The sequence below is a fragment of the Allomuricauda sp. CAU 1633 genome (assembly GCF_017313225.1).
Classification (GTDB): Bacteria; Bacteroidota; Bacteroidia; order Flavobacteriales; family Flavobacteriaceae; genus Flagellimonas.
The window spans coordinates 17359-31038 of the sequence record NZ_JAFLNE010000013.1 but is presented as its reverse complement, the minus strand read 5'-3'; the positions used below and the strand labels follow the sequence as shown (position 1 = coordinate 31038).

Annotated in this window: 17 protein-coding genes; 9 read left to right on the top strand and 8 right to left on the bottom strand. The window is 41.0% G+C overall.

The window, feature by feature from the left end; genetic code table 11:
- A partial coding sequence (locus tag J0X14_RS18880; RefSeq protein ID WP_207099387.1) for an IS1595 family transposase occupies window positions 1-855 on the bottom strand: 855 nt, incomplete at its 3' end.
- A gap of 133 nt (window positions 856-988) precedes the next feature.
- Here J0X14_RS18880 and J0X14_RS18875 point away from each other — a divergent pair.
- Window positions 989-1402 (top strand): hypothetical protein, encoded by a 414-nt coding sequence (locus J0X14_RS18875; RefSeq protein WP_207099386.1) that lies wholly within the window; start codon window positions 989-991, stop codon window positions 1400-1402.
- A gap of 665 nt (window positions 1403-2067) precedes the next feature.
- Here the strand turns inward: J0X14_RS18875 and J0X14_RS18870 are convergent.
- The 3 genes from J0X14_RS18870 to J0X14_RS18860 all read right to left on the bottom strand — a co-directional run bounded on the left by J0X14_RS18870 (window position 2068) and on the right by J0X14_RS18860 (window position 5880).
- Window positions 2068-2775 (bottom strand): hypothetical protein, encoded by a 708-nt coding sequence (locus J0X14_RS18870; RefSeq protein WP_207099385.1) that lies wholly within the window; start codon window positions 2773-2775, stop codon window positions 2068-2070.
- Window positions 2775-5003 carry a xanthine dehydrogenase family protein molybdopterin-binding subunit gene (locus J0X14_RS18865; protein ID WP_207099384.1) on the bottom strand — a complete coding sequence of 743 codons (2229 nt, stop codon included), beginning with the start codon at window positions 5001-5003 and terminating at the stop codon, window positions 2775-2777. Before J0X14_RS18865 ends, J0X14_RS18870 begins: the two co-directional genes overlap by 1 nt.
- Before the next feature lie 115 nt (window positions 5004-5118).
- Window positions 5119-5880 (bottom strand): LytTR family DNA-binding domain-containing protein, encoded by a 762-nt coding sequence (locus J0X14_RS18860; RefSeq protein ID WP_207099383.1) that lies wholly within the window; start codon window positions 5878-5880, stop codon window positions 5119-5121.
- A gap of 161 nt (window positions 5881-6041) precedes the next feature.
- On the opposite strand from J0X14_RS18860, the gene J0X14_RS18855 reads away from it, so the two are divergent.
- The 4 genes from J0X14_RS18855 to J0X14_RS18840 all read left to right on the top strand — a co-directional run bounded on the left by J0X14_RS18855 (window position 6042) and on the right by J0X14_RS18840 (window position 8143).
- Window positions 6042-6281, top strand: coding sequence for a hypothetical protein (locus tag J0X14_RS18855; protein ID WP_207099382.1), 240 nt, complete (start codon window positions 6042-6044; stop codon window positions 6279-6281).
- 130 nt (window positions 6282-6411) lie between these two features.
- Entirely contained in the window at window positions 6412-6906 is a 495-nt protein-coding gene (locus tag J0X14_RS18850) for a Dps family protein (protein ID WP_207099381.1), read from the top strand.
- Window positions 6907-6953: 47 nt separating this feature from the next.
- On the top strand, window positions 6954-7418 hold the full coding sequence (locus J0X14_RS18845) for a hypothetical protein (protein WP_207099380.1): 465 nt from the start codon (window positions 6954-6956) through the stop codon (window positions 7416-7418).
- A 122-nt stretch (window positions 7419-7540) separates the two neighbouring features.
- Window positions 7541-8143 (top strand): GNAT family N-acetyltransferase, encoded by a 603-nt coding sequence (locus tag J0X14_RS18840; protein WP_207099379.1) that lies wholly within the window; start codon window positions 7541-7543, stop codon window positions 8141-8143.
- Window positions 8144-8158: 15 nt separating this feature from the next.
- Here the strand turns inward: J0X14_RS18840 and J0X14_RS18835 are convergent, their stop codons facing one another.
- Window positions 8159-9328: a glycerate kinase gene (locus tag J0X14_RS18835; RefSeq protein WP_317194467.1), complete on the bottom strand. Its 1170-nt coding sequence runs from the start codon at window positions 9326-9328 to the stop codon at window positions 8159-8161.
- A 94-nt stretch (window positions 9329-9422) separates the two neighbouring features.
- Here J0X14_RS18835 and J0X14_RS18830 point away from each other — a divergent pair, with 94 nt between their 5' ends.
- A complete protein-coding gene (locus J0X14_RS18830; RefSeq protein WP_207099378.1) occupies window positions 9423-10124 on the top strand; it encodes an SIMPL domain-containing protein in 702 nt (233 codons plus the stop codon).
- A 37-nt stretch (window positions 10125-10161) separates the two neighbouring features.
- Window positions 10162-10650, top strand: a complete 489-nt coding sequence (locus J0X14_RS18825; protein WP_207099377.1) for a DUF6265 family protein — start codon at window positions 10162-10164, stop codon at window positions 10648-10650.
- Between the two features lie 8 nt (window positions 10651-10658).
- Here J0X14_RS18825 and J0X14_RS18820 read toward each other — a convergent pair whose 3' ends face one another.
- Both J0X14_RS18820 and J0X14_RS18815 read right to left on the bottom strand, forming a co-directional pair.
- Complete coding sequence (locus J0X14_RS18820) at window positions 10659-11240, bottom strand: TetR/AcrR family transcriptional regulator (RefSeq protein WP_207099376.1); 582 nt, start codon at window positions 11238-11240, stop codon at window positions 10659-10661.
- Between the two features lie 38 nt (window positions 11241-11278).
- Complete coding sequence (locus J0X14_RS18815; RefSeq protein ID WP_207099375.1) at window positions 11279-12028, bottom strand: SDR family NAD(P)-dependent oxidoreductase; 750 nt, start codon at window positions 12026-12028, stop codon at window positions 11279-11281.
- 167 nt (window positions 12029-12195) lie between these two features.
- Here J0X14_RS18815 and J0X14_RS18810 point away from each other — a divergent pair, with 167 nt between their 5' ends.
- Both J0X14_RS18810 and J0X14_RS18805 read left to right on the top strand, forming a co-directional pair.
- Window positions 12196-12768: a pentapeptide repeat-containing protein gene (locus J0X14_RS18810; protein ID WP_207099374.1), complete on the top strand. Its 573-nt coding sequence runs from the start codon at window positions 12196-12198 to the stop codon at window positions 12766-12768.
- 9 nt (window positions 12769-12777) lie between these two features.
- Window positions 12778-13131 (top strand): hypothetical protein, encoded by a 354-nt coding sequence (locus tag J0X14_RS18805; RefSeq protein WP_207099373.1) that lies wholly within the window; start codon window positions 12778-12780, stop codon window positions 13129-13131.
- Between the two features lie 7 nt (window positions 13132-13138).
- Here the strand turns inward: J0X14_RS18805 and J0X14_RS18800 are convergent, their stop codons facing one another.
- Window positions 13139-13609 (bottom strand): CBS domain-containing protein, encoded by a 471-nt coding sequence (locus J0X14_RS18800; protein ID WP_207099372.1) that lies wholly within the window; start codon window positions 13607-13609, stop codon window positions 13139-13141.
- Window positions 13610-13680: the final 71 nt, after the last annotated feature.

Below are 13680 nucleotides of genomic sequence, written 5' to 3'. Positions count from 1 at the left end.
TAGGTTAAACCTCGCAGATTCACCTACTTCCCTAGTATTGTATCTAAAACAAAATTCATCAACATAAAGCTGTAAATGCTTTTTAGAGGTAAAATGGTAAATGCCAAAAATTCCGCGCTTTAGAAGTGCCCAAAAGCTTTCTATCGTGTTGGTGTGTACACGTCCCTTTACATACTGGCTCTTACTGTGCTTAACAAACTTGTGGTCATAGACCCTTTTAAGTCTCTTATAAGAGGTGAAATCATCGGTATAAAGTTTTGCTCCCTCTTTAACGTTGGCTAAAATCTCCCTAGACAATGTTTCCATTGAAACATCATCGACCTTTTTAGCTGAAACGTTACCGCCCCTTTGTACCATACCAAGTACGGCAGCCTTGCCAACACCGCCCTGTGCGTTCTTTATCCTCTTATCAGCGTGCTTATTCCCCTCTTTGCCACCAACGTAGGTTTCATCAGCCTCAATCTCCCCTTGCATTTGGTCATTGTCAAGTCCAAAGCATTGACGTATTCTTGAAAGCATGAACCATGCGCTTTTCTGTGTAATATTAAGGTCACGGCCCAATTGTAGGCTAGAGATACCTTTCTTGTGGGAAGTCACCAACCAAATAGCCAAGAACCATTTTTGAAGGGGCAATTTGGTGTTATCGAAGATTGTGTTGGTCTTTACGTTGAAATATTTACCAGTATTCTTACATTTATATCTGTTCCCCTTACAATCGTACACTTTTGATGATGGGTCAAAAGGACTTACAACGTTGCCGTTCCATCTAAGTTCTTCCAAGTGGTCAATGCATGACTGCTCGTCTGGAAAGGCTTGGATTAGTTCTAAGATTGAATTGAAGTCCCTGTTGATCATCGTTGTATGATTTGATATATCAAATATAGAACTTAATTACACTATTTGCAAATATTTTAGTGTAAAAAACGTCTATTTTTATACTTTTTTGTCCATGAAAGATATTGATCAGGTTACAGAGGAAGTTTTTTCCATGATTAAGCAGAATAAAAGCGTTCCGTATGAAGAACTATATTCGATAGAGGATACCAATAGGGTAACGGTTGAGGCTGCATGGAACCGTCTTGTTTCAGATTATGGACTTATCAGGAGCAGGCAACAAGTATTTACGCTTACCGAAAAGGGAGAGATCCATAAAAGCGTTAAGGACTACCTGAACAGTTTAAAACCTAAACGGGACTACGCTAAATGGATTGCAATTGTTGTTTCCGTTGCTCTTGGCGGCATTAATATCTATCAGAACTATGATTATCGTGAGTTAAGGTCTCAATACGACATTCTAAAATCTGAACTTGACGCTTGTAGAGATTCTTTGTCCCAACCAAAATCCATAAAAGGTGCAGATACAGAACCACCATTACGACCCAAAGCACAAAATAAAGATTAACCTTCCCTTTCATCTGCGCTCAGTTTTTGGTCCTGTGTAAAGTGATATATAGTTCCCATACCCTTAGTATGGGTAAAAAGAAAAGTCAAAAAATAACCGTACCTATTAATTTATATTTAGTTTAAATAAGTTAAACTTAAATTTGTATTTAATTATAATATCTACACACTGAGAATACTCAAAAGCAATATCAAATAAAAAAGCCCCTTAAATTAGGGGCAATTAAAATACCGATTCCGCATCACTAGCGGAACAGACGGGAAACGCACAAACAGATATGTTGACTTGTGGTATGCGGCTTCTCATTAGAGTACGGCCACTCGTATTACCGTCAAAAAGGGAGTTAGTTCAGCGGCTGGCTCCCTTTTTCATTTTATAAAGATATTGAAATAGATATTACGAATGCAAGTCCCCCATATCAATCCTTGATTTATTTGCTGGTACTGGTGGGTTTTACCTCAGTATCAAATAAAGCAGTAGTATAATTGCAGCAAACGAAAATCCGTATATCAATAACCACAGGTTCATTTCCCAAATCTTTTTTCTGGTCGTTTTTCGGACGGTAGCATAAATGGACTTGACCAACTTTATCATTGACATTCCATGAAGGTATGAAAAAATCTAAGTTGGCTTTGTCCCATATTGTATATAGGTGCCCCTATATCTTATAGCAAGTTGCAACTTATTTCAGCGGGGCCATCCCTAAACTCCGATACAAGATACTCAAACCTAAATCCTCCATCCATGGCTGAGCCCCAAGTCGGCAAAATGGCATCCCCCATTTTCTTGTAAGGACCATAAAAGTGCTGATTTATGGCTCCATTATAAATATTGCCCCAACTATATTGCTGGCCTGTGGCGTCAATTAAAAACCAGCATAGCAATTGGTCCCGGTCATACACGTTTAACCTATTTTCGTTCTCAGTTAATTCAACCCTTAAATTGCTGTCTTCTTTTGCCAAACGATGGTACACATAATATGGGGATTGTTTGAGCCCTTGACGTTCTACTTCCAATTCTGACTTTTCCATTTCTGCCCGTTCTCCATTTCTATTGGTACAACCATTTTCCACACCTATATATTCCATATATACCGTGTCATCGGTCTTGGATTCTATCAATCGGGTTATTTTTTCCAAATCCCGTGTAATCTTCAAGTTCGCTATTTTTCCACTTCTTAGAAAGGCTCTTTCATAAACAATGAAGGTCTTCTTTGACCAAACTTCCCTTCCTCCTGCATTATGCAGAATCTTGGAAGCTGCACTAACGGAGGCTCCATCTCCCGATATGCCCAATAGCTCCCTAGTGTCCTCCTGACTATATAGAATAGAGCTTACCACAAGGGCACAGATAATTGACATTTTTTTTCTCATTATGTTGATTGAATTGATTTGTTATTTAATTCGAACTCCTTTTTCAATTGGTTTTGAATGGGAAGCTTTCGGATACGAACTCCCGATGCATCAAAAATAGCATTGGTCAAGGCAGGTGCCGCAGGAGGCAAAGGGGGCTCTCCCAATCCCCTTGGCGCCAAATCATTTTTTATGAATTCCACATGCATTTCTGGGGTTTCTCGCATACGCATCCAAGGGTAATCATGAAAATTGGATTGTTCTGTAGCGCCATCCCGAATGGTAATTTCACCATAAAGGGCTGCGCATAGCCCTTCCAAGATTCCACCCACCACCTGCGCCTTAGCTCCAGATGGATTGACCACAATGCCACAATCCACTACAGCATCCACACGTAAAATCTTTAAATCTCCGTCTCCAGTGACCTCGACGGTAACCACTTCGGCAATAAATGAGCCTGAGTTCTTGGCCGCAGCAAAACCCCTACCTTGGCCTTTGGGCAATGGCTCATCCCAACTGCTGTTCTTTCTGACTTGCTCCACTACCGCAATCAAACGACCCGCATCATATTCGTAGTCTCCAACTACAGGCACCATACGAGCTGGACCTACAAAATCCAGAAAATAATCAATGGGGTCTTTTTGATTCAAAATGGCCAGCTCATTTAAAAAACTTTGTGTTGCAAATACGTTGGCCGATTGGGCAACCGCACGCCACTGGCCCAGTGGAACATCGCTCAATACATGGCCGTATTCAAATTGAAGATCAGTGACAAATCCGGCAGGAAATTCATATTCATCAATTTCGGTTCCGGCGGCGTCTCCCTCCCTGCCCAAAGATGTGACTCTTGAAGCATTGGCCAAAATATGTTGCCATCCCACTACTTTTCCATTTCCATCCATAGCCGCGGTCAATTTTTGGACACTTGCCGGACGATACCAATCGTGTTTAATGTCTTCCTCCCTTGTCCAAGTCAGTTTCACAGGTTTTCCCATTTTTTTTGAAAGCACAGCGGCATCCATGGCATAATCCACGTAGTATCTTCTACCAAATCCACCACCAATACGCGGCAGATGAATTTTAATTTGTTCCGGTTTTAATCCAAAAAGTTTAATTAACCCCTGCTCCAGCGCTTCAGGGTTTTGAGTAGGTGCCCAAACTTCACAGCTATCTTCCCTAAAATTCACGGTACAGTTCATGGGTTCCATGGTCACATGGGCCAAAAAAGGGAGTTCATAGGTTTGTTCAAAAATTGTGGCAGCATTTTTTTTTGCGGTATCAAAATCTCCATCCTTGCGTACCATGGTGGTATCGCCCAGTTGTTCTCTAAACCTAGTCAAAAGGTCTTCGGTGTTTTCATTTCTGGAATGGGAATTGTCCCATTTTATGTTCAATTTTTCCGCAGCTTTGAATGCTGTCCAAGTGGTACGGGCAATAACGGCCACTCCATTCACAAAATTGGGACTGTTGGGGCCCAACAACCTCCCTCCGTACTCTGCATTATGCAACGCTATCACATCCACGACCCCTTCCATGGCCCTAGTTGCGGTATCGTCAAAACTTTCAACACTACCCTCATGTACAGGGTTTTTTGCCACTGTGGCATATACCATTCCCGGAAGTTTAATATCGATGGAAAATTTAGCACTCCCATCCACCACTTCCTTCGAATCCACATGAGGAAGGCTTTGACCCACAATGGTGTTGGCATCTGAAGGCTTGAAGGTCACCTCTTCGGGTAGCTCCATTTGCGAAGCTTCTGCCACCAACTCCCCAAACGGAATGCTATTTCCTGTTTCTATATGGATTACCTTGCCATCTTGTGTTTTGCATTCAACCGCGGGTTTTTGCATCCGATTGGCAGCAACATCGATAAGAACGCTTCTGACCTTGGCTCCGGCAGTGCGCATCATATCCCAATTTAAAATCACAGCATAGCTGCCACCGGCCCATTGTTCGTCATACATTTTGTTGTAATCGCCTTGCACCACTTTTACCTTGTTCCAATCCGCTCCCAATTCCTCAGCCAGAATCATAGGTAAAGCTGTTTTGATACCTTGTCCTATTTCGGGGTTTTTAGCGATAAGGGTCACCCAACCTTCGGTATCGATTTCTATGAGAGGTAATAGTGGATAATTAACCGCAGGTTCATTGGGCATACAGGATTGAAAATGCAATCCCAATACCAAAGCACCACTTGCCGATGCGGTCAATTGCAGAAAATTTCTTCTGTTCAACGTGTTATTCATGATTTCGTTTTTTGATTTCTTTACCCCATTGGGGATTGGAATTCTAAGCTATCCAATAAAAGTGAGGTCGGATAGGCTTTGCAGCGAATGGTAAGAATTTTGATAGTGAACGGTGCTACCGTGCCCTTTCCTTGAGGAAGCGCAAAACCTCCTTCGAAAAGCTACGGCTTACTTTATGGGTACTGCCATTCTTTAAAGTCAGTTCAAATCCTTGTGATGTATTTCCTGCCAGCTCGGAAACAAAATCTACGTTCACAATGGTTGACCGATGAATTTTTCGAAACATTTCGGTAGGCAAAAAATCATGAAATTCTTTGAGTGGCTTTCGCATCATAAAATCGCCCAACGTAGTAGAAATTTTAGTGTAATAGTTTTCCGAAGTCAGGGAATGTATCTGTTGGGGTTCAACAAAATACGTCTTGCCGCCTCGGGTGAGCTCCAACACAATAGGATTTTCAGGCTCATCCCTAGGCTCCTGTCTTGACCACAATTTATCGATTACAAACCAAAGCAATCCAAAATCTATCAGCGTCCAAAAAATAAAGAAGTAGCGATACACCCCAAATCTAGATTCGGGAAAATCCAAGTAGGGGCTAAAGTTTGAGCTTACCATAAAAAACCATCCAAAATGACAGGCAATCCATGTCAGCCCCACAAAAAATCCCATCCATTTACCGTACTTTTTGAAAAGTGTCCTCTTGCTCACCACCTTCAAGGCCCAAAAACCAAGCACCCAGACCATCCAAATGACCAATTGCCATGCAAATACAGACCAGAGGGGTATCTGATCCCGGGAAGAATATTCCCGCCAATGAATCAACACAGCAAGCAGGCTGGCAATGATTGTGAGTATTCCTAAAAAGTTCTTGGTTTTCATTGGAAGATGATGGTTGTTACCATCCACAGTGATTTTCTACGGTTATTATAAAGGTATTAAATAGTCCCAATCCGCAAATTCCAATCATATTTCTACCTACGAACACATCATGTGTGACTTAACTTTTTTAAAAGTGTCTTAGTGAAAAAACCCATAAATCTATGCCCATCCGAAGCATTAACAAATACACAGTAGTTAAACGATTTAGTCTTGGCAAACAGATGTACGACATTGAGGACATCATTTATATTCAGGAATACGACACCAAAAATCAAGACGCGCAAAAGGTTTTTAATAGTGCTAAAGAATATGTTACCGATATTTCCTCGGACATGTATCTTTCCCTAAATAACAAGTTCATTGTACAAAGTGCGGATGATACATCCTCCCAAATGTGTTAAAAGCTTCTATTTTGGCGGATTTTAGGCTGAATTCCCCCTCAAAACTGAATTGCATCAATATTTCCATCAAACGAATCAATCCCTCCCTTTTAGGATAGGTATATTGGAATTGAACAAAAAAATAAGATAGATGGAAGCTGTAAAGGCAAAGAATAAAACTTTTAAAAAAATTGGATTTACCTATTTGGAAACGGCAGAAATAGTGGTGAGCCTTAACACCATATTGGCCAACTATCAGGTTTTCTACAATAAGCTCAGAAACTTTCACTGGAACATAGAAGGACCTGAATTTTTTGAGCTTCACGAAGAGTTTGAGAAAGAATACAATACCGTAAAGGAAAACATTGATATCGTGGCCGAACGCATTCGCGTTTTCGGTGTAAAGAGTAACTTCTCATTAAAGAGGACCTTAGAGCTTTCCAAAATTAAGGAGCAGGAAAAGAATATGTCCGCCCTTGAAATGATTCGGGAAGTCCTCAAGGATTATGAGATTATCCACGACAGTCTTTTGGACGGTGTAAATGCCGCATTGGATACAGGTGATGTGGCTACTGAGAAGATGTTGACCGATTTCATCACAGAACTGGAAAAAAGACATTGGATGTTCACCTCCTACCTAAAATAGGAAACAATCCAACTACAAAACAATTTATGAATCTTAAAAAGCATACTATGAAAACTATATTGACATTATTTTCATTTTTGACCCTCACCGCATTTATAGGATACGGACAAGACGGGGTCATGAAAGCTACCCAAGAACTCAAAACGTATACCGTATCTGAAAATGGAAAAGAAAAAGAGTTCAGCGTAAAAGTTATGGAGCATAGAAACTATGCCGTAGAACTGAACAAAAAAGATAAAGGAATGGTCAATCAAGACCGAAAATCAGTACCTGCATTTGTCACAAAATTAATTGCAATTGACCATGATTCGGACGATGCCTATGACAGTTACACGACGTTAAAGTACAAAGGTTCCAATAAAAGCGCCTTTGAAATGTCACCTACCGCTGAAGGTTTTGAAATAAGAGTAGATGATCGAAAAATGCGATACAATGTTTTAGATGATATGTACTACATCAAAGACAAAAACAAGGATTTCTTTATCATCGAAGAGTTTACAGCATCACCATAACATCAAAACAATTCAATCAAAGTTCGTTTTTTGATTGATTGGAGGGTCGGGAGAAATCCCGGCTTTTTTTGTTGCCCAAATCGAGCCATTTACAACTATATTTGAACCCTAAATCCCATCCTATGAAACCTTGGTTGCAACCCATTGTCCTTGAAGGAGATCTAGTTCGACTGGAGCCGATGCAGAAATCCCACAAAGTTGATTTGGTCTTCGCCGCTTCAGATGGCAACCTTTGGGAACTTTGGTACACCACCGTTCCATCGCCTCCAAACATGGATGCCTATATGGATACTGCACTTTTGGATCAGCAAGCTGGTCTTGCTTTGCCCTTTACGGTGATTGATAAAAAAACCGGCAAAATTGTAGGCAGCACACGTTATATGAATGTCGATTCCAAGAACAGAAGGGTGGAAATTGGGTCAACCTGGTATGCGCAGCGCGTACAACGAACCGGAATCAATACCGAATGCAAAAACCTTTTACTAAAACATGCCTTTGAGACATTGAACTGCATTGCGGTGGAGTTTCGAACCCATTACCACAACTTTCCTTCTCGAAATGCTATATTGCGTTTGGGCGCTAAACAAGAGGGAATAATTAGAAATCATAGAATTGATGCACAGGGTAATCTTAGGGATACCGTTCTATTTTCCATTTTGGACAGCGAGTGGAAAACTGTAAAAACTTCATTGGAATTTAAGCTAAAAAGAGGATCATCTAATTGATGACCAATTGAAGTGCTAGGCTTTACTTTGCTTCAACAAATGGGCAAAATTATAGCTGGCCAATTCCAAGTTTTCAAAACTTTTGGCCTTGGCGTCGTCCAGATTTCCTACTTGGTTTAGGATGGAAACTGCATAATCCAATCCCATTTGCTGCATTTCGGCAATGGATACGCTCACCGAGCCACAAAAAGCAGCAATAGGAACCCCCTTCTTTTTGGCTGATTGAATTACACCCGCAATCGTTTTTCCAGAAAAGGTCTGCCCATCCAATTGCCCTTCTCCGGTAATGATCCAATCCGTATTGGCCAGAGCTTCATCGAAATTGGCCAACTGCATTACCAAATCCACTCCAGAAGTCAATTTTGCGTCTAAAAACACTACCGCTCCGGCGCCCATGCCGCCAGCCGCTCCAGCACCCGGAATTTGCTGTACATCAATCCCAAAAGTGGATTGAATAATTTGAGCGAAGTGCTCCAGCCCCTTATCCAATAGTTCCACTTCCTCTGGTGATGCGCCTTTTTGGGGGCCATATATCTTGGCCGCACCATTTTCCCCATACAGTGGATTATTAACATCACAGGCTACTTGAATTATAGCTCCCTCCAACTTTTCATGCACCCCGTCCGTTCGGATTTCTTCCACAAGTGCTAAATTCTTTCCAACCGGTTCCAAAGAGGAACCTTCTTTATTCAAAAACTCGTAGCCCAAGGCCATTGCCATTCCCATGCCCCCTTCATTGGTGGCACTGCCTCCTATGCCCAAAACAATATGCTTTGCACCTTTCTCCAAAGCATCCAGAATTAGCTCGCCCGTTCCCAAAGAGGTGGTGTGCATGCAGTTCATCTCTGCCTTGGTCAATACTTTGTATCCAGAGGCTTCGGACATTTCAATAAAAGCAGTTTTCTTATCATTGGAAAGCAGATAATCCGCCTTTATTTTTCGGAATAGCGGGTCGGTTACCTCCAAAGAAACGGAATGAGCATTAAGGTAATGGGCCACTACTTCTATGGTACCATCACCACCATCGGCCAAGGGTCTTTTGAGTATTTCTGCTTCGGGAAAAACTTTTTTAATGCCACTTTCCACCGCATCGCAGAACTCATGTCCGGTCAACGAACCTTTATATTTATCAGGAGCCAAAACAAATTTCATCCATACAATGTACTCAAAAATTGAAGAACCCATCGGTTTTTGAATGCTTCTACTTTTCCTACAAATAAAACGGCACAGGTTTTGCTTGTGAGGGGGAAGTATTTACCTTTAATCAAAAAATAAAATCATGAAAAAAGTACTTATTCCCATACTCACGCTTTTAATTTCAACGGCCACTTTTGCGCAATCCAAAAGCTTTTTGGATGTCCCATACCTTGAAACCCAAGCCCAAGTGGACACCTTGGTGACCCCAGATAAAATTTACCTCAACATCACCATTCAAGAAAAGGATTCAAAAGGTCGGGTTTCTGTTGAGGAACAGGAAAACAAGATGGCACAACGACTCAAAGCTTTGGGAATCGATTTGGACAAACAATTAGTGATCAAAGACCTTAGCAGCAATTTTGAAAAGTATTTTCTCCGAGGAAAAGAAGTACTCAAAAGCAAGCAGTATTCTCTCTTGGTCTACACCGGAAAACAGGCTGCTGAAGTCATGGTAGCTCTGGAGCAACTGGACATTGCCAATGCCTTTTTGGAAAAAACCGAATATTCCAAAATGGATGAATTGGAATTGGAATTGAAATCCAGAGCTATAAAAAAAGCCAAACAAAAGGCCGATGCCCTTACCAAGCCTCTTGGACAAAAAGTAGGATTGGCCATTCATATTGTGGATAACTCACAACCGTATTACCCAAGATACAACCAAGCGCCCATGATGGAAATGAAAGCGGTTTCTGCAGATATGGGTCAAGCTGAGCCCTTGGACATCGATTTTGAAAAAATCAAGGTGGAGACCACAGTGAATGTAAAATTTGCATTGTCCAATTAACTACTTTTCATTCGTCATATACGAAACAACCGATACGATGAAAATAGTACGAATCCTATTGCTGTTTCAAGTGGGAATCATTTCCGCACAAGAAACCTTACAATGGTCGGAAGGACAAACTTCGCCCAATGCCTCTTTGGAAGATGTTTCTTGGATTCCCGGTCAATGGCAGGGTGAGGCCTTTGGCGGTCTGGCCGAAGAAATTTGGAGCGAACCTCTAGGTGGTTCCATGATGTTTGTGTTCCGATTGGTTAAAGATGACCAAGTATCCTTTTACGAGGTTGGGCACATTCAGGAGGTGGACAATTCCATCATTTTGCAACTGAAGCATTTTGACAAAAGTCTCAAAGGCTGGGAAGAAAAGGATGAAACGGTAGATTTCCGACTTGTAAAACTAGAAAAAAATAAGGCTTATTTTGAAGGTTTCACCATAGAAAAAGTGAGCGAAGACCAAATGAACATGTGGGTTCTTATTGAATCCAAGGATTCTTCGGAGGAGGTATTGTTTGCGTACAAACGGATGTGATTCCAAAACTAATCGAGAACAGATAGCCCTGACTTGACCAACTTTCGAAGTTTGGTTGGGTCGGGGTCTACCTTTGCCATTACTTGCAGTCCACTAAACAGGGCAAAAAGCATGTGTCCAATGCTCTCAGCATCTTTCCCAGCATTTATTTCTCCGCTTGCAATTCCTTTTCTTATTTGTGAGATAAAGATGTTTTCTATATTTTCCTTGTTTTCCCGCAACGCTTTGTGAATGGTTTCATCCCCGGGAATAAGCTCAGTGGTGGTATTGACCACAAAACATCCTTTTTGGCCCATATCAGCCTCTGCGTTTTCTATGGCCTCCTCAAAAAGTCTACAAAATCCGGCTTTGATTGATTTCTCCTTTTCAAAAGTTGACCGAATATTGTCTCCCCCCTTTTTTCTATAGCGCTCAAAAACTTTGCTGAACAGTTCCTCCTTGCCTCCAAAAGTATCATACAAACTGGCCCTATTGATTCCCAAGCAGGATACCAAGTTCTGTATTGACGTGGCATGGAACCCTTTCTCCCAAAAGAGTTCCATGGCCTTAATCAATATTTCTTCTTCATTAAACTGTTTTGTTCTTGGCATTGTTTTGGAATAATTGTTCCAAATTTATCCAAAAAAATTTACACTTGGGCCAAGCCACCATCTACAGGTATTTCAGCACCAGTGATGAAGCTACTATCTGAAGAAGCCAAAAACAATGCCGTTGTGGCTACCTCCGAGGCATTTCCATAGCGCCCCAAGGAAACCATGGATGGAAATGCAGATGCCATCTGCTCAAAGTCCTCTTTGGGCATGTTGTGTTTGTCGTAAATAGGCGTCTCAATAGGCCCCGGAGCAATGGCATTTACCCGGATTCCCTTAGGACCAAACTCAGCGGCCAAGGTACGTACCAAGGAACGTAACGCAGCCTTACTGGATGCATAAGCAGACAACCAAGCGAAGCCTTTTATATTGACAATTGATGTGTTAAAAATGATACTGGCTCCTTCATTGAAATCATCATAGGCCGCTTTAACGGTAAAAAGAGGTCCCTTTACATTGATTTCGTAAACCTCATCAAAAACAGCTTCTGTGAGCTTTTCAATAGGCTCTAAACGAAAAATACCTGCATTCAAGAAAAGAATGTCAATCTTTCCAAAGGCGTCAACCGTTTTGGCTATTAAAGTTGCACTATCTTCCGAGCTGGAAGCCTCTGCTTTTACCAAAAGATAGTCACCTTGAAGCTCTCCTTTTAGAGCATCCAATTTTTCTTGGCTCCTACCAGTAAGCACTACTTTGGCTCCTTCTTCAAGATATAATTTGGCCGTTTCAAGACCCATTCCGCTTGTTGCACCGGTTACTATGGCGACTTTTCCTTCTAGTTTTTTCATGTTGTTTTTAGATATGTTAGATTTATGTTTTAGAACGATTGTTCCAATACAAACATATACATTCTGGAATGATCGTTCCAAATAAAATCAATCTTTATCTTTTTATTAACAGATTTAGTCCAGTTTTGTATCTTACCAAAAGCTGATTCAACGTCTAAAAATGGAAAATGGAAGCATCATTTTGGCTCGATAGGGAATTCATAAAACAGGATTACACGAAGCACAAATTGCCCAAGGGTGATTATGAAAACTGCCGTTTTGTGGATTGCACCTTTACCAAGGGATTTCTGGACAATCAAAATTTTGTGGAATGTTCCTTTGAAGGGTGCGATTTCACCAACACCAACATTGCCCATACCATCTTCAATGATGTAATTTTTGTGGACTGTAAGATGGTAGGGCTACAGTTTGAAACGAGCAATCCTCTGCTATCTACTTTCCATTTTGAAGGATGCAATCTCTCTGTTGCCTCGTTTCACGGAATGGAACTCCCCCAAACCCGTTTTGAGGATTGCAAATTGCATCAGGTTGATTTCACACAAGCAAAGTTAAAGGGATGTTCCTTTCCTAATTCAGATTTAAAGGAGGCCACTTTTGATGATACGGATTTGGAGCAAGCCGACTTTACTTCCGCCATGAATTTCAACATTGACCCAGCCGTTAATCACTTGAAAAAAAGTAAGTTCAGTACAAATGGATTGATCGGTTTGCTAAAAAAACATGATATTGTGGTCACCTAATCTTATATCATGACCGAAAGAAAGTGCTTGGAATGTGGTGCAAAACTATTGGGGCGGGTAGACCAAAAATACTGCTCGGACCATTGCCGCAATGCCTATAACAACCGCTTGAACAAGGACAGTAAAAACTTGGTCCGTAATATCAACAACAAACTCAGAAAGAACTATCGGATATTGGACAGCTTCCCTTTAAAAGAAGGCAAAACCACCACCACAAAAATGAAGCTGATGGACAAAGGCTTTGATTTTGAATATATCACAAACCTCTACACCACCAAAAAAGGCAGCACCTATTATTTTGTGTATGATTTAGGATATCTACCCTTGGACAATGATTATTACATGATTGTCAAAAGGGAGTAAAATGGAACTATTTCCAATTATGGGAACTGAGTTTTAACGCCGCGATCACAACATCCTTACGACTGATCTGCCCTACAAGGATATCGTTTTTCATTACCGGCAAACGTCGTCTGTTGTGTCTGTCAAAAACCCCAGCTGCATCAAATATGCTCATGTCATGTGGAATGGTCTCAACATTTTTGGTCATAAATCGCTCCACACTTTTGTCCAAAATAGGTTGATTAAAGTACCTACTTTCCGAAATCTGCTTCATACAGTCCGCCTCAGATACAATTCCTACCAAAAACCCATTGCCATCCAATACAGGACCACCGGAAATATGGTACTTGGCAAAAGCTTCCATAACTTCCAAAATGGACTGCTCTGGAGAAAAAGTAATCAACTTTTTGGTCATATAGTCCTCTACCAAAATAGGAGCATTGTATTTTTTCTTGGACTCCTCCTTGGAACGCACGCCTTGAAAACTTTTGATAGCCATAAGGTTAATATTTAGAGTTAAACAATAAATATAAACTTTTTTAGAGAATTGTCTAATTTTTAACGTTAAAA